Genomic DNA, 24,749 nt, shown 5'->3' with positions numbered 1-24,749 from the left:
ATGCAGAAAATAAAGTATTTATGTTATAGTAATATATCCTAAATGGCATGAGTATTAGAAGAGTAAAGGATTACATCATGAATGATAATGTAAACAAAACCAACGCCAGAAACAGCGCAGGAGGACATCATGAATAAGAGATTTGGCATATTAAAACGAGGATTGGCAATCATGACCGTTTTTTGTTTGTTGTTTCCAGCGACGAGCCACGCAGAAGATTCAGTTAATCCGGCAGTTCAGTCTATTATGACGACAACGCCAGTGGAAATGAGTGCGCCAGGGGGTGACGGGGCGGAATCCGGTGATGGGGAACCTACCGAGATTGAAACCATGGAACAGCTGCCGGAAGTAAATACCAACGAAAATCTGGAGCAACAAATCATTATTGTTTACGCCAAAAGTGGTGAAGACAATGTTAAAGAGCTGGCATTGACTACCGAGGAGGTGGCTTCTGGAGAGCAGCTATCGAACCGGGTTGATCTGATCGAAGTCAGTGATAAAACAAATGTGGATGCGCTGATGGCTGATCTGGCTCAGAATCCCAATGTCCTGACGGTGGATAAAAACGACAAAATTCAAGTGACATCATTGCCCAATGATCCTTATGTGACCAATGGTTCGGCCTGGCAGTTTCAACGAATCGGTGCCGATCAGATCTGGAACCAGATATCCAATGCCGACCCGGTGGTAGTGGCTGTGATTGATACTGGATTAAATGTCAATCATCCGGATCTGATTGGCAACACGGTGGCCGGGTATGATTTTGTGACCGGCAAGACAAACGTGGTGGATCTGGCTGGCCACGGTACTGCTGTCAGTGGGTGTATTGCGGCGGTTACCAATAATGGAATTGGCACAGCGGGAATTTCCGGTTTGGCCAATATTAAAATTGCCCCTTACCGTACCGGGGGGATGTATAGCGGGGATACTCAGCTGGATGTGGCCTATATTTGCGCTGCCATTCTTTCGGCTGCAGAGCGGCCGGAGGTAAAGGTCATCAATATGAGTTTTGGCGGATACGGAACCTTTTCTTCACTGGCGGTAGCAGTTAGTGAGGCGGTCAGCGCCGGTAAAATAGTGGTGGCATCATCAGGTAACGAAGGTGAGTCCTGGAATTCCCGGGTGGGACAATATGCCTATCCGGCATCTTATGACCATGTTATATCGGTAGGTGCTACAAACAAGGATAACAACCGGGCTTCCTTTTCTCAGTATAATGATCGGGTGGATTTGGTGGCCCCAGGCCAATCCGTTTTAACCACCGCCAGAAGTGGCGGCTACGAATATGCCAGTGGTACGTCTTTTTCCAGTCCGATTGTGGCTGGCGCCTGTGCAGTATTGATGGCAGCGGATGCCAGTCTCGATGCCGAAGCGGTTGAAACGCTTCTAAAAAGTACCGCCCTGGATCTGGGAACAACCGGTAGCGATCCTTACTATGGTAGTGGGTTGATTCAGTTGGGTTTGGCGGTGGCAGCCATTCATTCAAGTGACACAGTGGGGTCGACCTATCGTACCCACGTCCAGAATATCGGCTGGCAGGACTGGAAAAGTGACGGTCAGAGCAGTGGTACATCAGGCCAATCCCTGCGATTGGAGGGAATTGAGATAAAAATGAATAATCTGGGCAATGATCTCGGGATTGAGTATCAGACCCATGTTCAGAACATTGGTTGGCAGGGTTTTAAGCGAGATGGTCAAACCAGTGGAACCTTTGGCCAATCCCTGCGGTTGGAGGCGATTCAAATTCGTTTGACCGGCGCTGCGGCAACCAGCTACGATGTCTATTATCGGGTTCACAGCCAGAATTACGGCTGGTTGGATTGGGCCAAAAATGGCTGTAGCTCCGGAACTCAGGGAAAGTCTCTGCGACTGGAAGCGATCGAAATTCGCATTGTACCTAAAGGTGCGACAGCACCGGGATCGACCAGTCGGCCATTTGTCAGCTAAAAAAAGAGTTGGCAATAAAAATTTTATGAATAAAAGCAGTTTTTATGGGTAATGAACGTATAAGAAATCATTATGGGAAGGAGTGTCAGGAGATGATTATTACCTGGGATAATATCAGTGAGATAAATAGGCGTATTACAGAACGGGATTTGGCGTATAAGGTGCACTTGAGTGATGCCTGCGGCGGGCAGAGCATGTGGATTGAATCGATGGATAAAGATAATCGGTTTGATAACCTGGATGTTTTGAATGGGTTGATCCAGAATTATTTTACCGAGATTCATGCCGATGTTGAGTTTAGTTGGGATAAGAAATCGTTCTGGTCAAAGGATCGTTCCCTGGTATTTTAAACAGCATATTAAACCGTGACTTGGTGGGATCGGCCCACTTAAATACAACACCCAAAAAAGGAGCTTTTCAGCCCCCTGTTTATGGTGTTGTTATTTTTTGATGTACTTATTCACCAGGCGATAAGCTGTCGTCTGGCTTAACCCCAGAGAATCGGCCAGGTCATTGATGTTGCCGTAGATCTCAAAATAATCTTCAATCAGTCCCCGTTTGTAATTCTCAACCAGGTCATCAAAAATGACCTGTCTTTTTTTAATTCCCTCATTAGCGAAAAAGGAACTCAGTTGTTCGGGCAGTTTATCAATACCGATAACACTGCCAAGACTCATTACTGCCATCTGCTCCACGGCGTTTTTCAATTGCCGGACATTTCCCGGCCAGTCGTATTGAATCAGAGATTCGATTACCGGATTTGAGAAAACCTTATTCTGATTATATTTTTTATTGTATTCCTTCAAATAATACTGGGCAATCGGAAAAATATCGTCCCGCCGTTCCCGAAGTGAGGGGATGGTTTGGGTGATGCCGTTAATTCGCCAGTAGAGATCTTCCCGGAAGCTGTTTTTAGCGACCAGATCCTCTAAATTCTTGTTGGTGGCGGTGATAATCCGGGTATTGACGGTTTTGGATTCCAAGCCACCAACTGAGGTGAAGCGCTTATTTTCCAAAAAATCCAACAGTTTAACCTGGATATTGGGCTGCAATTCGCCGATTTCATCGAGAAACAGGGTGCCGTTATCAGCCATTTCCACCAGGCCCTTTTTTCCTTTGGGACTGGCACCGGTGAAGGCATAGGGGACATAGCCGAAGAGCTCGCTTTCAATCAGGTTATCGGGAATGGAAGCGCAGTTTATCGAAATAAACGGGTTGGCTTTCCGGGGGCTGCAATCATGAATAAACTTGGCCACCAGACTCTTACCAACCCCGCTTTCACCCAATAACAGAATCGGGATGTCGGATTTGGCCGCTTTCTTCAGTTTATGCAGGGTCTGGTAGAGAATGTAGCTGCGGCCAACAATGTTGTTGCTGGCCTTGGTTCGCTCCTCACGGGAACCTTTGTGCGCTTTGAGTTCGTCATCTTCATCGGTTTCTTTTTCCGGATTCAGATAATCCAGGTCAAACTCCACAAACGACTCCCGTTTTAAGGTGTTGTAAACCAGCATCACCAACTCGTGATCGGGATTATAAAGCGGGGTAGTGATGGTGATGTGTTCCTCATCGGTAAGCAGGGATCGCTGGCGGGAGATGATGGTATGTTTTTTTTTGATGGCAGTTGCCGTCGAAGGGGGAGTCCAGAAGCCCTGAAAAGAGGTTAAGAAATTTAACTTCCACATTTTTTCGGCAGAAATGCCATGGTATTCCAGACAGGCCGGATTGGCATAGAGAACCTTGCCATCCTTATCAGTAACGGTTACTTCAATAAAACTATTCTCCAGAATGTCCAGAAAAAATTCGCTGGAAAGGGTTTTCAGATACGCCTGATATTCCGGACTGTGATTAAATGCATTGGTAATCATTATTTACGTATCACATATTCTAAGATATGTTCTCCTTATTATTTAGTGCGATTTCATCATGCCGTGAAAGTACAGCCTGATAAAAATCGTTTTCATCGATGAACTGATGATAAATCAAAATCGTCTGTTATTCAAGTGAAAAAGAAAATTATCGGGATTTTTCAAAAATGAAAAATAAACGGGTCGCTTTTCATTTCTGAAAAAAAGAATTTGTTACGAATGGTCAAAAATGGCTATAAATAGAATATAAGGTATTTTGCTGTTTTGGCACGATAATTGCGATACATATTGGCAGATCAAACACGACATCTCGTAAATATATGAGAAAGGAGAAAAAAGATAGTGAATCGATACGACTACGAGAAAGAAAAACAGAAGCCATCGCATAAGACCAGATGATTAGAGGAGAAGGGCAATTTGTTTTTTGTTTGTGAGTTTCGCAATTATTAAGTTTTATTTTAGAAGGAGTACAAAATGTTTAGATTTACTACAGATCAATTTGTTTACGACATTAATGGCACCAAAATTGGTGGACAACCGGGTGAGTATCCGACGGTTTTAATTGGCAGTATTTTTTATCGGGGCCATAAAATTATAAAAGATGCAGAAAAAGGGATTTTTGATGAAGATGCAGCGAAAGGCTTACTGGATACCGAAGCCGAATTGTCAGCAGAAACCGGTAATCCCAGAATTGTTGATGTTCTTGGCGATACCGAGGTGGCATTGACCAAACATGTCGAGTTTGTATTAAAGAATACATCTTCACCAATTTTACTGGATAGTCCCAGTCCGGAAGTTCGAATGGATACCCTTAAACACTTTGCTAAAGATGAAGCTGCCATGAGCAGAATTATTTATAATTCGCTGGAAGAAAGCTGCACCGAAGAAGAATTGGAAGTGTTAAAAGAGTGTGGTGTTAAAACAGCTGTTATTCTGGCCTTTAGTAAGAAAAGTCTGCAACCGGCAAAACGGGTAAAATTGCTGGTTGGGGATGAAAAACATGAAGGCCTATTGACCAAAGCGAAACGGGCAGGGGTCGAACAATTCCTGATTGATCCCGGCGTGCTCGATGTTGCCAGCAGCAGTTGGACAGCGATGGCGATTCGCGATATCAAGGAACAATATGGTTTACCAGGTGGCTGTGCAGCGTCAAATGCTTTATACCTCTGGAAAAAAATGCGATCCAAAGGAAGCCCATATTTTGAAGCGGCAGGGGCCTCAGTATTTACTTTCCCAGTTACTCATGGTGCTGATTTCATTCTTTATGGACCAATGGCAAATGCAGGCTGGGTATATCAGGCAACTGCGACAACCGATGCCATGATGGCTTATTGCAACAAAATTACCGGCACAAAACTGGGTACTTTGGAAACACCACTAATGAAAATATTCTAAAAAAATTCTAAAAACAAATTTAGAAGGAGGATTACGTGTGATGGAAGAAAAAAAACCAGCTGCCAAGATGAAGGATAAAACCGTATTCTATGTTTCAGCGGGGATTGCATTAGTATTTGTATTATTAAGCTTGCTTTTTACTGAAGGCACAAGCGCTGTTTTTAATCAGCTGTTTGCAATCATTACAACGAATTTTGGATGGTTATATTTAGTTGCGGTGGGGATTTTTATCGTTTTTGCCATCGGTTTAGTGGTCAGTCCCTTTGGAAAAATCAAACTGGGAAAAGATGACGACAAACCGGAGTTTTCGAATTTTCAATGGTTTTCGATGCTGTTCGGAGGCGGAATGGGGATTGGTCTGGTTTTCTGGTCGGTGTCAGAACCGATCATGCATTATCTGACCCCGCCAATGGGTGAAGGCGGAACGCAGGCGGCTCAGGAGCTGGCGATGCGAATCGTTTTCTTTCACTGGGGATTACACCCCTGGGTCATTTTTGCCATCGGTGGTTTAGGTCTGGCTTATTTCCAATTCAGAAAAGGCATGCCATTTCTGATCAGTTCGGCCTTTTATCCCTTGATTGGTGATAAGGTAAAAGGGCCGATTGGTAAAACAATTGATATTCTGGCTGTTTTTGCCACTATTTTTGGGGTCGCAACCAGCCTTGGTTTTGGATCAAGCCAGATTGCTACTGGACTTAACTACATCTGGGGCATTGAAGCGACACCAATGACCATTTCGATTATCATTGCAATTATGACAGCCATCTTTACATTGGCGACTGTTTCCGGTTTGCATAAAGCCATGCAGTTGGCGGCAGATATTAAAATCTGGCTATCAATCGCCTTTATGGTGTTTATCTTTGTTTTTGGTGGCAGTGTTTACATTTTAAATAATTTTACCAATTCATTGGGCGCCTACCTGCAAAACCTGGTGGGACAAACCTTCTGGATGGGAAATGTTGAATGGGTTAACGGCTGGACCGTCTTCTATTGGGCATGGTGGATTGCCTGGGCACCGTTTGTAGGACAGTTTGTCGCCCGGGTTTCGAAAGGCCGTACGATCAGAGAATTTGTTATTGCTGTATCCTTACTGCCTTCCGGTTTTTCATTAATATGGATTGCCATTTATGGTGGTGCCGCCTTTAATCTAAACGCAATAAGCAATGGTGCCATTGAAGCTGCCGTTGGCGCAGATTATACGACTGGACTCTATGCACTGCTGCAACAGCTGCCAGCATATGGGATCACCTCAATTCTGGCGATCTTCCTGATTGTCGTCTGTTTTGTTGGCGCAGCCAATTCAGCCACTTACGTGTTGGCAATGTTGACTTCCGGCGGCGATATGGATCCGGATAAAAAGCTTCGCGGCGGCTGGGGGATTGCCCAGGGTCTCATTACCATCGTACTGATCCTGGTTGGTGGAACATCAGCTTTAAAAGTTTTACAAACCGCTTCAATTGTTGCCGCCTTCCCTTATATGCTGGTCATGCTGGTCATGTGCGTTAGTATATTAAAAGCCCTGAAAGCCGACTACAATGAAAGCCAGGGACTGATAAACAGTAAAGAGTTAAACAACATTGGCAGTGCACAGCAGGCTGTGGAAGGTCAAGAATAAATAAAGAAAGAGGTATTTTAGATGTTACCAAAATTTGATGTATTAACGGATGAACAAATTAATAAGATTCACAAGAACAGTATGAGAATTCTAAAGGAAATTGGGATTGAGTTTTCGTATGATCCGGTCATCGAAATTTTCAAAAAACATGGTCAACGGGTCGAAGGACACCGCGTTTTTCTGGAACCGGACTTTGTCGAAGAAATGGTTGAAAAGGCCCCAGCTCAGTTTACCCTGCATGCCCGTAATCCTGAACACAATCTGGTTTGTGGCGATGGTAATACCATTTACATGCCTGGTTATGGCGCTCCCTTTATTTATGATGCAGATGGTGGTAAACGCGATGCGACCATGGCCGACTATGATAATTTTGTAAAACTGGCTGGTGCCAGCAAAAATATCCATATGACCGGCGGGACAGTTGTTGAACCGACTGATGTGCCCGATGACATCCGTCATCTTAAAATGGCTTACAGCCATATCACCAATTCGGACAAGTGCTTTATGGGTAGCTCATCTGGCTATGAATTTGCCAGAGACTCCATCGAGATGACCGCCATTCTTCATGGTGGATTGGATGTGATCAAAGAAAAACCGGCTCTGATCTGTCTGATTAACTCGGTGACACCGCTTAAATATGATGATCGGATGCTGGGTGGTTTAATGGCTTATGCTGAAACGGGACAGCCAATGGTTATTGCTTCATTGGTAATGGCCGGATCAACCGGACCAGCTACCATGGCAGGGGCGCTATCATTACAGAATGCGGAAGTTCTGGCAGGAATTACCCTGGCTCAGTGTATCAATCCTGGGACTCCAGTTGTTTATGGATCAACTTCTACCGCCTCAGATATGTCAACCGGTTCATTATCAATTGGTAATCCGGAAAATGCCTTGTTCGCATCAGCCAGTGCCCAGTTATCACGGTTCTATGGTGTTCCGTGTCGTGGGGGCGGCGGTTTGAGTGATGCTAAAACCGTTGATGCCCAGGCCGGTTATGAATCGATGATGGTTCTCTTTGCAGCCAGCACCACCGGCGTCAACTTTGTGCTACATACAGCCGGGATTCTGCAATACTACATGGCCATGTCTTATGAAAAATTCATGGTAGATGATGAAATCGCCGGTATGGTATTGCGCTACCTAAAAGGTTTTGATTGTGATAGCGATGAAAAAATGGCCTTTGACGTCATTAAGACTGTAGGACCAGGCGGACATTTCCTGACTCAGAAACATACGCGTAAGAATTTTAAAACCGAATTCTTCCGACCCGCCTTAAGTGACAGACAGTCATTTGATGCGTGGGCCAAAGATGGGTTGGATACCAACCAGCGAGCCAAAGCCCGATGGCAGGAAGTGTTGGCTAACTACACTGCACCAGAGCTGGATGCGGACGTGAAAGCCAAAATTGAAGCATTTATTGAAAAACGAACCAAAGAACTGATTAAATAACAATAATAAAGGTAAAAAGGAGAAGAATAATGAGTACAATTTTTGATGAAATTAAAGATGCAATTGTGGATGGTGATGAAGATTTAGCAGTCGAGTTGGCAGAACGAGTTATCGCTGAAAAAGTAGACCCGGTACAGGCCGTTCAGCTGGGCTTTATCGGAGGGATTGAAGAAGTGGGTAAAGCCTGGACAAATGGCGAAGCGTTTCTACCAGATGTTATGATGGCGGCAGATGCCATGAAAGCCGGAATGGATGTTCTTGAAGAAGTGCTGGCTGCCGGTGAAGGCGAAGGCGGTTATGAAGACAAGGGTAAAATTGTCCTGGGAACCGTTGAAGGGGACATTCATGACATCGGCAAGAACATTGTCGGGGCCCTGCTGACATCAGCTGGCTTTAAAGTTTACGATATCGGGATCGATCAGAAAGCCGAAGAATTTGTGGCTAAAGCGGACGAAGTGGGAGCAAAAATTATCGCTGCCAGCGCCCTGCTGACCACCACCATGAAATCGCAAAAAACATTGGTTGAGTACCTCAATGATAATAATCTTCGTGATAAGTACAAAATTATTATCGGCGGTGGCCCGACCAGTGCTAAATGGGGCGAAGATATTGGGGCTGATGGCTGGGCCGAAACAGCTGATGAAGCAGTTGAGCTGTGTAAACAATTATTAGCCTAGATTATTCTTAAAAACTATGATAAAATAATTTAACATTGCCGAAACAGGTGCCAGAATGATTTTAATTTTGGCACCTTTCTGGCATCAAAAGGAAGTGAACAAGATGGTATTCTACGTTTCAATTATACTCATTCTGTTGTTTCTCATTTTTGGCTTTTTATTCCCGGAGCAACTATTGGGCGCTACCAGTCAGTTGTTTGGTGTAATCACCAATGATCTGGGCTGGTTTTACCTGGTAACAGTGCTGGGGATTCTGGCTTTTTCGCTTTATCTGGCCTTTAGCCGCTTTGGAAAAATCCGTTTGGGGGATGACGATGCCCGTCCCGAGTATTCCAACTTTTCCTGGTTTGCCATGCTCTTTAGCGCTGGGATGGGAATTGGCCTGGTTTTCTGGGGCGTCGCCGAGCCGGTTTTTCATTATGCCCAACCGCCGATGGGGATCGAACCGTCTTCAAATCAGTCGGCGATGATGGCGTTTCGCTATACTTTTTTACATTGGGGACTTCATCCCTGGGCGATTTATGCGATTGTTGGTCTGGCTCTGGCCTATGTCACTTTCCGTAAAAAAATGCCCTGCCTGATCAGTTCCACCCTCTACCCCCTCTTAGGTGAAAAAAGCAAGGGGCCGATTGGTCATGTAATCGATATCCTGGCGCTGATATTAACCGTCATCGGGGTGGCAACGTCTCTGGGAATGGGCGCCCTGCAGGTTAACGGCGGTTTAAACACCTTATTTAATATACCCAACAATATTACCACCCAGGTTGTTATTATTATTGTGATCACCATTATGTTTTTGATTTCAGCAACCACCGGCCTGGACAAGGGAATAAAAATACTCAGCAACACCAATATCACTATTGCCGTGTTGCTTTTGCTGTTTGTTTTTATCTTTGGCCCCACCGTGTTTATTCTTGATACTTTTTTTGTCAGTCTCAGCGGCTATCTGCAGAACCTGCTGCCCATGAGTCTGGCCTTATCACCCTTTGAAAAAGATCCCTGGATTGGTACTTGGACAATTTTTTATTGGGCCTGGTGGCTGTCCTGGGGCCCCTTTGTGGGAACCTTTATCGCCAGAATATCGAAGGGTCGGACAGTGAAAGAATTTGTTCTGGGCGTCATTATTCTACCAGCGATTTTTTGCTGTATCTGGTTTACGGTTTTTGGCGGAACGGCCTTGTATTTTGAAATTTTTGACGGAGTTGATTTAGTCGCCAAAGTAACCAATGACGTGACGATCGGCTTGTTTGCGACCCTGGCCCATTTGCCGCTGGGGAGCATAATCTCCGTTGTGGCAACAATTCTGATTATTACTTTTTTTGTGACCTCTGCCGACTCCGCCACCTTTGTCATCGGGATGTTTTCCCGAAATGGTGATTTAAATCCGGACACCCGCATTAAAATTATCTGGGGGACGTTGCTCTCCCTGATGGCGATCGTTCTGCTCTTTAGTGGTGGCCTGGTTGCCATGCGAAATACCTCAATCATTATGGCCCTGCCGTTTTTACTGATTATTATCATGATGTGTGTGGCCATCTACAAGGCATTTGCCAGCGAGAAAAACAATTAAATTGTGTCCCGAAACGATCAATGATCGGATGAAATAATCAAATAAAAGGGGAAGAAGGTAATTGGAGATGGAAGAAAGAAGTAACCAGAAAAGAAAGTCGATTAAAGTAAAACTGCTGTTTGTGCCGCTGATCTGCGTGCTTATCGGGGTTCTGATGATTGGGGCAATTTCATCGTATTTGACCCGGGACAGCTTACTGGCGGAGATGCGGGAAAATGGTTTTTCGTCATCCCAGCGTTTTGTCAGTCGGATCGAGGATAATACTGAAGCTGTTAAAACCATGAATGAAATGCTGGAGGCGCAGATTCGCAGTGTCGGAAATATTATTTTTGCCAACCGTGATCGGGTCAACGACGAATACTTAACCCAGTTATCCCAGCAAACCGGGATTAATCCCATTTACCTCTATAATCCGGCAGGAACCATTTTTACGGCCGCCTATGGTGAATATCTGGGCTGGACTGTACCGGCAGATCATCCCATCCATGAGTTTATGGTCAGCGGGGCTCCGGAACTGATGGAAGAAATCCGGGCCGACAGCGAAACGGGAAACTTATTTAAGTATGGTTATGTGAGGAGCAATACCGGCGAATTTGTGCAGGCTGGGGTATCAGCCGATCGGGTGCTGGAACTGACCGAAAAATTCGGCTACCAGGCGTTGATTGATGAATTGGTAGCGGATGAAAACATTGTTTATGCCAGTTTTATTGATAAAGATTTAGTCGGGGTGGCAGACAGCAACAAAGACAATATAGGCAAAAGCTATCAGGATGATGAAGTTATAAAAAAGGTCGCTCTTGATGGTGAAATGATTGCGCAGGAATTATTTAATGAAACGGAAAACGCCAATGTTTATAATGTGGTGTATCCGGTTGTCATCAATGGCGAACTCCAGGGGGCCTTGAACATCGGTTATTCCATGGCCAGTGTTCAAGCCGCCATCACCAAAAATATTCTGTTGATCGCCCTGGCGGGATTGTTTGTCTTTCTGGTCTTGGGATTTATTTTATACAAACTGTCGACATCCATCACAAAACCGATTGCCAGTGTCAACCATATGATTAAAGAAATGGGTAAGGGGCATCTGGGGATTCGCCTGAATCTGGAATCCGAGGATGAAATTGGCGAAATGGCAATGGCCATGGATGAGTTTGCCGATGATCTTCAGAACGTTGTGATTGGCACCATGAACCAGATCTCAGCTGGGGATGTGTCGGCTGATCTGGAAGAAAAAGATGATCTGGATGAAATCACCCCAGCCCTGAAACAAACCATTAAGACGATTCGCGACTTGATCGTCGAGGCAACCCGATTGTCTCAGGCAGCCGTGGCGGGAAAACTGGAAACCAGAGGCAATGCCGAAGCATTTGCCGGGGGCTTTCGGGATATTGTAAAAGGGGTGAATGCCACCCTGGATGCGGTTGTAGGACCCTTAAACATTGCTGCTGAATATGTCAACCGTATTGGTCAGGGTGAAATTCCCGAAAAAATCAATAAAGCCTATCAGGGTGATTTTGATAAGCTGAAACAAAGCATCAACGCCTGCATTGAGGGACTGGGAGCACTTCAGGAGGGCAACCGGATCCTGGGATTGATGAGCCAGAATGATCTCAGTCAAAAAATTGAGAATCAGTACCTGGGGATTTATGGTGAGATCGGAAATGGCATTAATGCCGTTCATGATCAGCTGGTTCGAATTGTTGCGATTGCCAACCATATTGAGGCCGGTGAACTCAGTGACTTACAGCAACTAAAAGCCATCGGTAAACGAAGTGATAAGGATACCCTGATACCGAGTCTGATTGGAATGATGGAGAACATTGTTCTACTGGTGGCTGAAACTCAAAAAATGGCGGTCACTGCCGTTAAGGGAGATCTGAGTTTTAGAGGGGATCAGACAAAATTTAATGGGGAGTACGAAAAAGTCATTGCTGGCTTTAACCAGACCCTGGATGCCGTGATTCATCCCATCAACGAGGCCTCCGAAACGCTCAAAGAATTGGCAGCCGGAAATCTCAATACTCAAATGAGCGGCGATTATCAGGGAGACCATGCCATCATTAAAGAAGCGATGAATCAGACCATTGCGAATCTGAAACGTTATGTCGATGAGATTGCCATTACGCTGGCAGAAATGAGCCGGGGAAATCTGGATCAGGAGATCACCTCCACCTATTCCGGGGATTTTCTGGTGATTAAGGAAGCCCTAAATGGCATCAGTGCCAGCTTGAGTAGCACCATGTCCGATATCGATGTGGCTGCTGCCCAGGTGGAGATTGGCGCCCGACAGATTTCTGATGGTGGTCAGGCGCTGGCCCAGGGAACCACCGAGCAGGCCAGCTCGATCCAGGAACTGACTGCCTCCATCGAAGAAGTGGCTGGTGAAACCAAACAAAACGCCAGCCGGGCTAATGAGGCCAACGAGCTGGCGGTGCGAGTTCGTAAAAATGCCGAGGTGGGGAATGGACAGATGAGCAAAATGATCTCGGCTATGGGTGACATTGATGAATCATCAAACAATATTTCAAAAATCATCAAGGTTATTGATGATATTGCCTTCCAGACCAATATCCTGGCCTTGAATGCGGCCGTCGAAGCGGCCCGGGCCGGACAACATGGCAAAGGCTTTGCGGTTGTTGCCGAAGAAGTCAGAACTCTGGCGGCCCGCAGTGCCGAAGCTGCCAAGGAAACCACCGGACTGATTGAAGGTTCGATGGAACGGGTCGAGGTTGGGACAAGGATTGCTGATGAAACGGCGGAAAGCCTGCGAGAAATATTAAATGAAATTGAGAAGGTAACTGGCCTGGTGGGCAATATTGCCCAGGCGTCCAATGATCAGGCCTCAGAAATTGCCCAGATCACTCAGGGGATTGAACAGGTTTCTCAGGTGGTGCAAACCAATTCGGCAACAGCAGAAGAAAGTGCTGCCGCCAGCGAAGAATTAACCGGTCAGGCCGAAATGCTTAAGGCCATGGTTGGAGCCTTTAAGCTTAAGGAACAGTCCCAGCGCCAAAAAGAAAACACCGCTCCGATTAATAACCGTGCTAAAGTAGAGTCGAATCAGCCCCAGATTATACTGGATGCGATGGAAATGGATAAGTACTAAGCGGTGAAAATCAACATTGGTCTGTAATTAGCCTGCAAACTGTTATTGGGAATGGTTGCTTGACGATGTTAACCGAAATAGTTTAAAAATTAAAAAAACCGAGAGCCGCACGTAAAAGTGCGGTTCTCGGTTTTTTAGGTGGCATCAAAATAAAGCGGAGACAAGCTTATAATTTAGCCAACAATTCCTGCTTTTTCTGATTGAACTCTTCCTCGCTGATAATGCCTTTTTCTTTTAAACCGGCCAGTTTTTCGATCATCGCAATCGGGTCTTCGGCTGTCGGCTCGGTGGTTTCGGTTTGGCCTGGTTCAGTTGGGGCCTGCTCTGGGGCTGCTGCAGTGGCAGCGTCTGGCTTATGGGCCTGATAAATCTGGATGACCCGCTCGGCTTCCCGGGCATAGAGGATGCTGATGGTTTCGATGGCATCAATGGTTTTGATCTCGGTGTCATTGGGGTTCATGCCCAGGGTCAGTGACAAGTCCAGAAAAGAAACCGTACTGGGCTGGGTGGTCAGTGACACGATCTGGTCGTAGGGAAAACTTTTTTTGGAACTTGATTCCCGATCATAAAGAACAATTTTTTGGCTGGTGCAGGTGATGAACTTTTTGGCAACCAGGCTACCCAGTCCCCAGGCAAAATAGACCAGCTTTTCCTCCGGTTCCAGAAAACCCGCAACAATTTCCCGGGTCGTGGGATCGAGCTTGGCAGTGATGAAGGCATCAACCTGGTTGTCGTCAATCACAAAATCGTTACTGCCCAGACGCTTTAAGTATTCTGTCAGGGTGAGGATGTCGATGGTTTTAATTTCTTCCACTGGAGTGGTGATCAAGGTGATGCCGTTAACCAGTAGGGTGCAGTGGGCATCGCCCTGATTGATGGTGATGCAAAAGAGTTTTTCTTGGGGGATTGAGCCCACCGCAAAAAAGGACGGGTTTTCAGGGAAAAGAATTTTAAAATAAAGGTTACTGGTGGTTAGTAGCAGGGTTTGTCCCTTGCCATCTTTGAATTGAAGCAGGAACTTTTCCTGGCTATTGTAGTTGGGGAAGGTTTTGGTTATGTTTTTCAAGGCTTTTTCTTCATCGGGGTAGAGCGTGATTTTTGTTGATACCGGACTATTGGCTGGCATTAATAGTTTATCGCTAAAATTTTTGGTAAAGCTGAGTAGCGCATCATCGTCGGCATTGATCAGGGGCTGGGCCGAAGTATCAGCAGAACTAATAAGTTGTTCCACCAGGATATCGGTATAGCTTTTAATTCGTTGATCCATTTCTGCTCTTAACCGTTCCTGTTCTTCTTTCTTAAGGGCTAAATCGGCTTGAATTGAATCAATACTTTCCTTGGCCAGATCGGTAACATCTTTAAATAGATCTTTTAATCCCATGAGTGATCTCCTTTTTCATTATAAAGAATTAATTTTATTTTACCCGTGAAGGAGTAAAATAGCAAATTAAAACAGCCGTCTGAATTTTTCTTAAGAAAAATTCAGACGGCTGATAAAGCCATTCAGTTAATGCTTTTTAGCCTTTTAAAATCGAAAGCGCTTCTTCGCGACCACAGTCCATCAGGTATGGAATTTTGGTGACCTTGGCACATTCTTCTGTTAAGGACATCAGTTCGTTGCGGGTGATGCTGTCGGTATTGAAGCATCGGGCCCCAGCCATTAACTGCTGTAAACCAACCCGGATTTTGTCAGAGTAGCTGTAGATCCCAATGGCGCCCAGAGGAATGTTCTTAATTTCTTTGGCCCCGACGATTTCTTTGACAGCTTCGTAGCAGACAAAAATTTCTTCTGCTGTGGAACCGAATTCGCTGACTGTTTTGGGCAGGTTGTTTTCTTTCATCCATTGCTCGATGTTTTTACCAACCATTCCCGGAATCATCAGTGCCCGGCCCATACAAACGGCTTTGACATAAGGCGCACCAAGTGCTAATGCTTTGAAAACACCGTCTTCACTGCTGAATCCGCCAGCAAAAGCCAGATCAGGAACGCGCTCGCCCTGAGCTTCCAGAATTTGAGCAAACTCAACGGCGGCTGAATGCAGGTAAATAGAAGGCATCCCCCATTCTTCCATCATTCGCCATGGGCTCATTCCGGTTCCGCCAGGAGCACCGTCAATGGTTAACAAATCGATTTTAGCTTTTGAAGACCATTTGATTGCCATCGCCAGTTCTCTTAAACCGTAAGCGCCGGTTTTTAAAGTAATTCGTTTATAACCTAAGGCTCTTAAACGCTCAACTTCGGCCATAAAGCTTTCTTCGCTGATAAAGCCCAGACGGCTGTGGCGTTCAAATTCGTGAATCGCGCCGTCATTAAAGGCGGCCTGAATCACGGGATCCATTGGATCAGGGGTGACAATGTAACCACGTCGCTGCAGCTCCATCGCGCGTTCGATCGTATTAACCTTGATTTCACCACCGATACATTTGGCACCCTGGCCCCATTTCAGCTCAATGGTTTCAATCTGGTGTTTGTTGATGATGTATTCGGCAACACCAAGACGGGTATCTTCGACGTTCATCTGGATCAGGATTTCACCCTTGCCGGTATGATATTTTTTATAGGCTTCAATCCGGCGATCCATGTCGGGTGCTTCAATAACCATGTTGTTTTTATCAAGAACCAGACGTGGGTCAATCCCACAGACGTTTTCGCCACATACAATGGTTACGCCAGAAACGGCCGCACCCACAGCAAAATGATCCCAGTTTTTCCGGGCAATTTCAGTTGATCCCAAAGCACCGGTAAAGATTGGAACATTCATGGCCACTTTAGAGTCCCAACCATAGGCACATTCAGTGCTGACGTTGGGGAAGCGGGTATTGTCGGGTGTCCCCACTTCGCCGTTGGGTAAGCCTTTGGCACCCAGGGCATAACCCTGAATATTTAAATGAGAATAATCGACCGGATAATCCTTATCACCACCGGCGGTGACATCGCCGAAGGGACCTGGATAAATCAGCTCCCGGCCTCGGAAAGTGGCCTTGAAAACTTCGCAATTTCCGCGACAGCCGTCCACACAGCGTGAACAGAGTCCGGAGCATGGGACAACACTTTTAGATCGGTTGAAAGTACCTGTGGCATCATTGCCATTCGGTTGTTGAAGATTCATAAATTTTCCCCCTTGAAAATTAGTTTTATCTTTATCAGGCAGCAGGCATAACTTAACGGTTGCTCTCGCCATTGAAAACAACCCTATCCGGATGACGTGATAAAAAAACTTACTTTACCATTATAAATCAAACGGGAATAAAGTCAATAGAGTACACCTTATTACGAATGATAACGTGAACAATTGCGCTGATTTGCCAGTGACCTCTCAATGATTGGAATATAAAACGAAAACACCGAGAAAACGATTTTTCTATAGCTTCCCGGTGTTTTCGTTATGAATCGATTATTAAAGAAGGTTAAATATAAACTTTTTCATCAATAATTTCGGTATTGAGGACAATGCTCAGGTTGCCATTACGGCAGCGTAATTTATCAATAAATTCTTTCTGATTGACATCGTCCTTCAGACAGATGCAATAGATGATTTCAAATAATGCGCCAAAATCGCTGGTTTTGACCCGTTGAATTTTATGACTGACGGTATAGTGTTTAAGAATGTCATCAAAACAATCCTGAAAGTCAATATCTTCAGGAATCGTAATTTTTAACTGCATGTTCTTGACCTTGGGTTTGCCATATTTGGTGATGTTTAGGATGACCATGACGGTACAGAGAATCACGGCAAAGATGGCGCCATAGAGGATATAGCCCATGCCACAGGCGAGGCCGACGGCCAGGGTAAAGAATACATAGGAAATATCAATAGGGTCGCCAGGGGCACTACGAAAGCGGATCAGGCTGAAGGCACCGGCCAGACTGAAGGCCCGGGCAACATTGTTGCCGACTAACAAAATGATAATGGCAATAATCATCGGTAGCATAATCAGGGTAACCACAAAACCAGGGGAATACCCGTCTTTGCCCCGGGTGCGGGTGTAGACAAAGCTGATAAACAAGCCCATGGCCAGTGCTGCAAAAATAACGCTTAGAGCCGTTTGGATGGTCAGGGTTTCGGTCAGGGTAGTAGAAAAAAGTGATTCAATCATGTAAGTCTCCTTTTAGTTATTAACACAGGGTGTCAATTGATTGGTGGTATAAATGGGTAGCGGAATCAGCTTACCGATACTCTGTTTGCGATAATCCTTATAGGCTTTTCCGTATTTTGAAAAACTGCTGCTGTAAACATCAAGTTCGGTTAAAGCGTGAGTCAGCCAGAGGGGGATGGCTCCAAGGATCTTAATCTCCATCAAGTATTGATCGGCGGGGATGAGCAAATTGCCAAAATCACCTTTTTCCAGAGAGAGACAATGCTGGCGGCTTTTTAAGTTGTAATCAAAGGTCACCCGGAGTTCGGGGTCGTTCTTTCCGACAAAGGCAATCCGTTCATAGCCGATGTAGGCTTTGGGGGTGACCGGATGATTTTTCAGGAAATACTCAATCTCCTCCAACACCAGCTGATTCATGGTGTTGATTTCCCGGGGGTATTGGAGCTTTGAAATAAAGCGGGAAGCTTCGTTGAGACTGAGGGTAGCCCGCCGTTTATTAACAACCCCGCCGATTTTCTTTTTCAGCTCCAGAAAAACCTGATCTTCCGGGGAGTTGGGAATGGAATAACTTCTCAGACGGAGTTTTTCTTTGTAATAGGGCTTGGAAAGAGAGTGACGGATAATGTCGTAGTTATCGGTATCATAATAAATATTGTAAATGGAATAGCTGCCATTTTGGGATGTGTAGGCGTCGGGTTTCATCTGCGTCAGCAGAACTGGCATCAGCTGTTTGAGCTTAGTTTCATTCAATTGATATTTATTTTCATAGCGTTTAAATGTTTTGGTGATCATGGTATTACCTCCGTAACGTTTATAGTTATTTCTCTGCGTTATCGCTGCTTTTCTAAAGTATACGCCAGCAGTTTGTTAAGCGTTTGTTAACTTTGTGTTTTTTTTGTGAACGTTCTGAAAATAAAAAAAGACACACCAAAGGTGCATCTTCAAGGTTGTCGATATACTACCGTACCGACCAATTGTTAATCTGTTGTTCGCTGCGGAATCGGACAGGCGATGCCATGTCCGCTCCGATGCGTACAACATGATGTAACAATTGTCGGTACTGGGTTAGCTTCTTGCGGGGTTAAATTTTAAGGGTAAACCAGAAAACCGAGCCTTCATTGAGTTTGGAGGTGACGCCGTAATCACCATGGTGCATATCCAGAATCGATTTGACGATCGACAGGCCCAGACCGGTGCCAGTGACTGCCCGTTTGTGGGTTTTATCGACTTTGTAATAGCGATCCCAAATATAGGGGAGGTCTTCTTCGGCGATCCCTTCGCCGGTATCACACACTTCAATCTTAACCCAGTCGGTTAGATCATCAGCCGGATTTGGGAAGATGGATTGGGTAACGGTAATTTTTTTATCCTCGCCGGTATAGTTGATGGCATTGGTCAGCAGGTTATAAAAGGCCTGGGAGATGCGGGTTTCATCGGCTGACAGGTTGACCTCCTGGTCGGCGATAAATTCGATGGTATAGCCTTCCATTTCCATTAGTTTGTTCATCCGGTTTATCGAGTCGCAGAGGCTGGTAGTCAAGTTGTAAGGCGCAGGATGAATGCTGAGATTGCCGGTTTGCAGCTTGGAGATATCCATCACATCGTTAACCAGGGTGGTTAAGCGTTTAGTTTCATCGACGATAATCTGGGCATTTTCGGCATTGTTTTCATCCGGTAAATCGCGCATTGCTTCGGCATAGCCGCTGATTAGAGTGAGCGGGGTGCGCAGATCATGAGAGATATTGGCAATCAGCTCCTGCCGCAGCAGCTCAACCTTGGAAAGCTCTCGGGCAGTATAGTTGAGGGTATCCGAGAGTTCGGCAATTTCTTTATAGCCGGTACCTTTGAACCGGGTTGAATAATCGCCGGTAGCCAGCATTTTGGCACTGTTATTGATGGCTTCGATGGGCCGGGAAATTAATCTGGCGATTACCAGAGCCAGGATTACTGAGAACAGAATCATGAAACCGGTAATATAATATAATTGCACCCGTAGCGTATTTACTGTCGCATTTACCGGGGAAATCATTGAGTTCAGTACCAGGGTTAATTCCTGATTGTTATTGTCTATGATGGTTTTAGAATAAATAAGCGTATCCTTTTCTTTTTCTTTTTCCTCGGCTGGCGGTTTGGTCTGAACGTCAGAGTTTTCAGAAAGCGCCGGATCTGAATCGGGAGCCGCTTCCGGTAGGGTCTCTTTATTATAGCCATCGTGGTTGTAGTACTGGAATAGTTCACCATTATTATCAGTGACTTCAGTATGTAGGGCTTTTTCATCAAATTCCGGTTTGCTGTGGATAATACAGCCTTTGACAACATGAGAAGAATAGATCGTTTCTCCGGAACTTGATAACACTTTGATGCAAATATCATTGTTTTCTGAAACAGACGAAATGATGGTTTCGATATTCTCATCATTAATGCTCTTTTCAATGGTGCTGGCGGTGGCCTTGATTTCATTGATTTTGATGCTTTTGTAAAAACTGTTCAAAAAAACAACCTGAAAAAACCACAGCAGCATCAGCAATACACCGCAAAAGCCAAGCAGGAAGAGAAAGATTTTCCATTTGACGCTGATCTGAAGGGGGCTGTTTTTCTTTGGGGATGATGTCCTGGCTGTTTTCAATGGTCTAGCCTTCAAACCGGTAGCCCACGCCCCGGAGCGTGGTGATCAGGCTGGCATAGTCGCCAAGGCTTTTGCGGAGCAATTTAATGTGGGTATCGAGGGTTCGGTCATCCCCGTAAAAATCATAACCCCATACTTCGGTAATCAGTTTTTCCCGGGTCAGGGCAATGTTTTTGTTGCGGATCATATAAAAAATCAGGTCAAATTCCTTGGGCGACATGTCAATATTTTCGTTATCAATGAGGATTCTTCGGGCAGTAAAGTCAGCAGTCAGGCCGTCCTTCACAAAGATGTCGTGTTCCTGGGACTGGTCCCGGCCGGCTCGTTTCATAATGGCATCAATTCGCATCATCAATTCTTTCGGCGAAAAGGGCTTCACCACATAATCATCAATGCCCAATTCAAAACCGTGAATTTTATCGTATTCTTCGCCCCGGGCTGACAGCATCAATACCGGAATGTTCTGGTTTTTTCGAATTTCTTTGACAGCCGAAAAACCATCCAGTTCCGGCATCATAATATCCATAATAATAATGTCAAAGGTTTCTTTGCGGCACAGCTCCACCGCTTCCATGCCGTTGGCGGCCTCCACGGCCGTATGACCTTCGAAAATGGCATATTTTTTAATCAGTGCTCTGATTTTTTCTTCATCATCGGTTATTAATATCTTATACATCCTCTTCACCTCTTTTGCTCATTATAATATAAACAGAATAATATTGCTAAGTGTTTATTACGTGAACGGGCGCTGATTAATGGCTGAAAAATTTTCCTTGTGTGACATTATCACAGATACAAATTGGGAAAGAAGGTAAACTAGTCATAGCAAGAAGCGTTAAAATTTACACCAATAAATTATGCAAGGAAGGTATTATTATGTTAAACTTATTATTAAGAAAATCAGAATCACGGCATTCAGTTAAGAAAATATCCCCGGATGAAGCGAAGCAACAATTGGAGACCAATCAAGCAATTGTGCTGCTTGATGTCAGAGAAGCAGCTGAATATGCCAATGCGCATATTCCCGGCAGCATTAATCTGCCCTTAAGTCAGGTTCAGCGGGTGGAAGAAATCATACCGGAAAAAAACACCACCGTCTTTGTTTATTGTTTAAGTGGTGGGAGATCCCAGGGGGCGGCCAGCCAGATGGTCAAAATGGGGTATCAGAACGTCTATAATCTGGGTGGCATCAATGGTTGGCGATATGAAACCGTCAGTGGAAGCCACTAAATAAAAACTTAAATGAGGTGGGCATGGGAGAACAAAAGATTAAGGCATTAACCAGGAAAGTATTTATTAAACTGTCGCCGCCAGGAAATGGCGACATTATCGGTGACCAGGAACGGATTCTTAGCGCATTGACCCACGAATTTGGGACAGTACGTTTTTCCCGTGGCTTGCTCAAAAAAGTATATCCGCTGTGCCGGGAGGCCAATTGGGAAATCACCCTGACCCTGGTAAATAACGGGATAAGCTGGGAGCTGATACAACTGGAAGCTGGTGATCAGTGTAAACGGCATTTTGGGTTAGCAGTTGATCTGGGCAGCACCTCGGTTGCTATGAAATTGGTTGATTTGAATACCGGCAAGGTGCTCGGTGAAGAGAGTATCTTAAACCATCAGATCCAGTATGGTGATGATATTCTCAGTCGGATCTTTTATGCCAAGAATAAACCCGATCATCTCATCGCCGTCCAGCAGGCAACTGTCAGCACCTTTAATGAACTGTTACAGCGACTGGAAATAACCACTGGGATCACGGCCCAGGAATCCTTTATCATGGTTGTTTCCGGCAATACCACAATGATTCACTTTTTGTTGGGCATTGATCCCTGGCCGATTTTTGAGTATCCCTTTGCACCGGTGTTTAACCATACCGGGTATTTGGAGGCCCGGGAGCTGGGTATTAACGCCGGTGGCTATCTGTATTGTATGCCCTCAGTGGCAAACTATTTAGGTGGCGACACTGTCAGCGGCTTGCTGGTGGCTGGCCTGCACGAAAAGGAAGAATTGGGTCTGTTTATTGATATTGGCACCAATGGCGAAATGGTGCTGGGAAATCGGCATTTTCTGGTTGCCGGAGCCGGGGCCGCCGGACCGGCATTGGAAGGCGGCATCAGCAAAAATGGCATGAAGGCCACCGCTGGTGCGGTGGATTCGGTTGTGATTGCCGAGAATGAGCTCCTCCTGACGACCATCGGCGGGCACCGGCCGCTGGGCATCTGCGGATCAGGGATTGTTGATTTGATTGCCCAAATGCTGTTAAATGGCTGGATCGATTTTTCCGGCCGCTTTAATCCCGAAAAATCCCGGCGGATTGTCAGCCGTGATGGAGAATACGGGGTGCTCTACGCCAATCAGGATGAATCCGGAAATGGCCAGGAACTGCTGTTTACCCAACGGGATATGAGTCAGTTTATTGACACCAAGGCCGCCGCCAGCACGATGGTTGCTTATTTACTGGAACGACTGGGGGTGGCGCCGATGGATGTTGAACGATTGTATGTGTCGGGTGCTTTTGGAACCTATATCAATCTGGAATCGGCCATTACCATCGGTCTTTACCCGGATTTACCCCGGGAACGCTTTGTGTTTTTGGGGAACAGTTCCCTGGAGGGCGCTTATGCTCTGCTGATCAATGGGGGAAAAATGGATGCAGTGGCGAGACTCCAGGAACGGATCGAGTATCTGGAATTCGGTGCCGCCACCGACTTTATCTCCCGGATGTACGCCTCCCGATTTCTGCCGCATACTGATTTTGATCTCTATCCCACTGTTAAAGCGGCCCTGAGAAAACAGGGACGTTTGCGATAATTAAAAAACAGGCCACCCGGCGATGGAAAAGATCCATTGCCGGGTGGTGCTGATTGGTTAAAAATTATTTTTGTTCAATCTCGGGCAGACTATCAAAGCCTTTTTGGAGATCTTCATCGGTGGGGACGTAGTCGGTCATGTTACCGGCGTTATAGTTCATGTAAGCCGTCATATCAAAGTAGCCAGTTCCCGTTAAACCAAAGACAATAACTTTCTTTTCGCCGGAGGCCTTGCAGGCCAGGGCTTCATCAATTGCTGCTTTAATGGCATGTGAGGATTCCGGGGCGGGCAGAATCCCCTCAACCCGGGCAAACTGGGTGGCCGCTTCAAAGACTTCATTCTGGGTATAGGCTTTAGCCCGGATATAGCCGTCGTGGTAAAGCTTGGAAATAATCGGGCTCATGCCATGGTAGCGCAGCCCGCCAGCATGATTGGGAGATGGCATGAAGCCGCTGCCCAGGGTGTACATCCGAATCAGCGGGGTGGTTTTCCCGGTGTCGCCAAAATCCAGGGCATAACGGCCCCGGGTTAATGAGGGGCAGGAAGCTGGCTCAACGGCAACAAAATCAATGTCATTTTTGCCTTCAATTTTGTCAGCCATAAATGGCGCAATCAGTCCCAGTAAATTGGAACCGCCACCGGCACAGCCGATGATAATATCCGGTTTAATGTCATATTTGTCACAGGCAGCCTTGGTTTCTAAACCGATAATCGACTGGTGCAGACCGACATGGTTTAAGACACTGCCCAACACATACTTGCAGTTGTCGGTGGTGACGGCTACCTCAATGGCTTCGCTGATGGCACAGCCCAGCGATCCGTTGGTGTCCGGGGTTTCTGCCAGAATTTTTCGTCCGGCGTTCGTGGTATCAGAAGGCGAAGCAATGACCTTGGCCCCATAGGTTTCCATGACGGCCCGACGATGGGGTTTCTGTTCGGCGGAAACCTTAACCATATAGACGGACAGATCCAGATTAAAGTAGGCACAGGCCATCGAAAGCGCCGTCCCCCACTGGCCAGCACCGGTTTCAGTGGTTAAGTAGGTGAGTCCCTGCTTTTTGGCATAATAGGCCTGAGCGGCGGCGGAGTTTAACTTATGCGATCCGGAGGTATTGGTGCCCTCATATTTATAGTAGATTTCAGCTGGGGTATCCAATTCTTTTTCCAGACAATAAGCCCGAACCAGCGGTGAAGGCCGGTACATTTTGTAGAAATCACGGATTTCTTCGGGGATTTCAATGTAGGCATCAGTGGTGTTGAGTTCCTGATCAACCAGTTCTTCACAGAAGACCGGCAGCAGTTCGTCTTTGGTGCAGTACTCACCGGTACCGGGATTGACAAAAGGCTCCGGCAGTTCTTTCATTTTGGCCCGAAGATTGAACCAGTATTTGGGCATCTCATCTTCACTTAAATAAATCTTATAAGGTATCTTTTCCATGGTATTTTCCTTTCTTACTGCGATTAACTCATTACAGACAGGGGGTCTGTAAATACAAAAAACTCGTCCTCTACTAAACGTAAAGGACGAGTATAACGACTCGTGGTGCCACCTTTTTTCGCAGGATCAAACCTGCCTCTGCAGAAT

Annotated in this window: 18 protein-coding genes; 10 read left to right on the top strand and 8 right to left on the bottom strand. The window is 45.8% G+C overall.

Annotated elements, in window-relative coordinates; all coding sequences use genetic code 11:
• The first annotated feature begins 129 nt into the window (after positions 1 to 129).
• The gene (locus tag BI182_RS17020) at positions 130 to 1,947 is read left to right on the top strand and encodes a S8 family serine peptidase (RefSeq protein ID WP_286809735.1); all 1,818 of its coding nucleotides are present in this window, start codon (positions 130 to 132) and stop codon (positions 1,945 to 1,947) included.
• Positions 1,948 to 2,039: 92 nt separating this feature from the next.
• Entirely contained in the window at positions 2,040 to 2,297 is a 258-nt protein-coding gene (locus BI182_RS17015) for an RDAC family protein (protein ID WP_070370243.1), read from the top strand.
• A 90-nt stretch (positions 2,298 to 2,387) separates the two neighbouring features.
• Here BI182_RS17015 and BI182_RS17010 read toward each other — a convergent pair whose 3' ends face one another.
• A complete protein-coding gene (locus tag BI182_RS17010; RefSeq protein ID WP_286809732.1) occupies positions 2,388 to 3,812 on the bottom strand; it encodes a sigma-54 interaction domain-containing protein in 1,425 nt (474 codons plus the stop codon).
• A gap of 474 nt (positions 3,813 to 4,286) precedes the next feature.
• On the opposite strand from BI182_RS17010, the gene mtgA reads away from it, so the two are divergent.
• The 6 genes from mtgA (at position 4,287) to BI182_RS16980 (ending at position 13,627) form a co-directional block, all read left to right on the top strand.
• Entirely contained in the window at positions 4,287 to 5,207 is a 921-nt protein-coding gene (mtgA, locus tag BI182_RS17005) for a [methyl-Co(III) glycine betaine-specific corrinoid protein]--tetrahydrofolate methyltransferase MtgA (protein WP_070370241.1), read from the top strand.
• 40 nt (positions 5,208 to 5,247) lie between these two features.
• Positions 5,248 to 6,822, top strand: a complete 1,575-nt coding sequence (locus tag BI182_RS17000) for a glycine betaine uptake BCCT transporter (protein ID WP_070370240.1) — start codon at positions 5,248 to 5,250, stop codon at positions 6,820 to 6,822.
• 21 nt (positions 6,823 to 6,843) lie between these two features.
• Positions 6,844 to 8,274 carry a glycine betaine--corrinoid protein methyltransferase gene (gene mtgB / locus BI182_RS16995; RefSeq protein ID WP_070370239.1) on the top strand — a complete coding sequence of 477 codons (1,431 nt, stop codon included), beginning with the start codon at positions 6,844 to 6,846 and terminating at the stop codon, positions 8,272 to 8,274.
• Positions 8,275 to 8,303: 29 nt separating this feature from the next.
• A complete protein-coding gene (gene mtgC, locus BI182_RS16990) occupies positions 8,304 to 8,951 on the top strand; it encodes a glycine betaine-specific corrinoid protein MtgC (protein ID WP_286809715.1) in 648 nt (215 codons plus the stop codon).
• Between the two features lie 55 nt (positions 8,952 to 9,006).
• Positions 9,007 to 10,521, top strand: a complete 1,515-nt coding sequence (locus tag BI182_RS16985; RefSeq protein WP_286809708.1) for a glycine betaine uptake BCCT transporter — start codon at positions 9,007 to 9,009, stop codon at positions 10,519 to 10,521.
• Positions 10,522 to 10,588: 67 nt separating this feature from the next.
• Positions 10,589 to 13,627 carry a methyl-accepting chemotaxis protein gene (locus BI182_RS16980; RefSeq protein ID WP_286809704.1) on the top strand — a complete coding sequence of 1,013 codons (3,039 nt, stop codon included), beginning with the start codon at positions 10,589 to 10,591 and terminating at the stop codon, positions 13,625 to 13,627.
• A 166-nt stretch (positions 13,628 to 13,793) separates the two neighbouring features.
• Here the strand turns inward: BI182_RS16980 and BI182_RS16975 are convergent, their stop codons facing one another.
• The 6 genes from BI182_RS16975 to BI182_RS16950 all read right to left on the bottom strand — a co-directional run bounded on the left by BI182_RS16975 (position 13,794) and on the right by BI182_RS16950 (position 21,027).
• Entirely contained in the window at positions 13,794 to 15,008 is a 1,215-nt protein-coding gene (locus tag BI182_RS16975; RefSeq protein ID WP_286809700.1) for an SHOCT domain-containing protein, read from the bottom strand.
• Between the two features lie 136 nt (positions 15,009 to 15,144).
• Positions 15,145 to 16,737 carry an FMN-binding glutamate synthase family protein gene (locus BI182_RS16970; RefSeq protein WP_228878310.1) on the bottom strand — a complete coding sequence of 531 codons (1,593 nt, stop codon included), beginning with the start codon at positions 16,735 to 16,737 and terminating at the stop codon, positions 15,145 to 15,147.
• 298 nt (positions 16,738 to 17,035) lie between these two features.
• Positions 17,036 to 17,725 (bottom strand): DUF4956 domain-containing protein, encoded by a 690-nt coding sequence (locus tag BI182_RS16965; RefSeq protein WP_070370233.1) that lies wholly within the window; start codon positions 17,723 to 17,725, stop codon positions 17,036 to 17,038.
• Between the two features lie 12 nt (positions 17,726 to 17,737).
• Positions 17,738 to 18,517: a polyphosphate polymerase domain-containing protein gene (locus BI182_RS16960; RefSeq protein WP_148638371.1), complete on the bottom strand. Its 780-nt coding sequence runs from the start codon at positions 18,515 to 18,517 to the stop codon at positions 17,738 to 17,740.
• Positions 18,518 to 18,806: 289 nt separating this feature from the next.
• A complete protein-coding gene (locus BI182_RS16955; RefSeq protein WP_286809694.1) occupies positions 18,807 to 20,351 on the bottom strand; it encodes a sensor histidine kinase in 1,545 nt (514 codons plus the stop codon).
• Positions 20,352 to 20,355: 4 nt separating this feature from the next.
• Positions 20,356 to 21,027, bottom strand: coding sequence for a response regulator transcription factor (locus BI182_RS16950; RefSeq protein ID WP_070370230.1), 672 nt, complete (start codon positions 21,025 to 21,027; stop codon positions 20,356 to 20,358).
• A gap of 200 nt (positions 21,028 to 21,227) precedes the next feature.
• Between BI182_RS16950 and BI182_RS16945 the strand changes: the two genes are divergently transcribed.
• Both BI182_RS16945 and BI182_RS16940 read left to right on the top strand, forming a co-directional pair.
• A complete protein-coding gene (locus tag BI182_RS16945) occupies positions 21,228 to 21,581 on the top strand; it encodes a rhodanese-like domain-containing protein (RefSeq protein ID WP_228878313.1) in 354 nt (117 codons plus the stop codon).
• Positions 21,582 to 21,604: 23 nt separating this feature from the next.
• On the top strand, positions 21,605 to 23,164 hold the full coding sequence (locus BI182_RS16940) for an ASKHA domain-containing protein (RefSeq protein WP_286809686.1): 1,560 nt from the start codon (positions 21,605 to 21,607) through the stop codon (positions 23,162 to 23,164).
• A 64-nt stretch (positions 23,165 to 23,228) separates the two neighbouring features.
• Here the strand turns inward: BI182_RS16940 and BI182_RS16935 are convergent, their stop codons facing one another.
• Positions 23,229 to 24,602, bottom strand: a complete 1,374-nt coding sequence (locus BI182_RS16935) for a TrpB-like pyridoxal phosphate-dependent enzyme (RefSeq protein ID WP_286809682.1) — start codon at positions 24,600 to 24,602, stop codon at positions 23,229 to 23,231.
• Positions 24,603 to 24,749 lie beyond the last annotated feature (147 nt).

It is taken from the genome of Acetobacterium sp. MES1 (assembly GCF_002237635.1).
GTDB lineage: Bacteria > Bacillota > Clostridia > Eubacteriales > Eubacteriaceae > Acetobacterium > Acetobacterium wieringae.
Note: the sequence above shows the minus strand (reverse complement) of the source record. Positions and strands in the feature narration are given on the sequence as shown.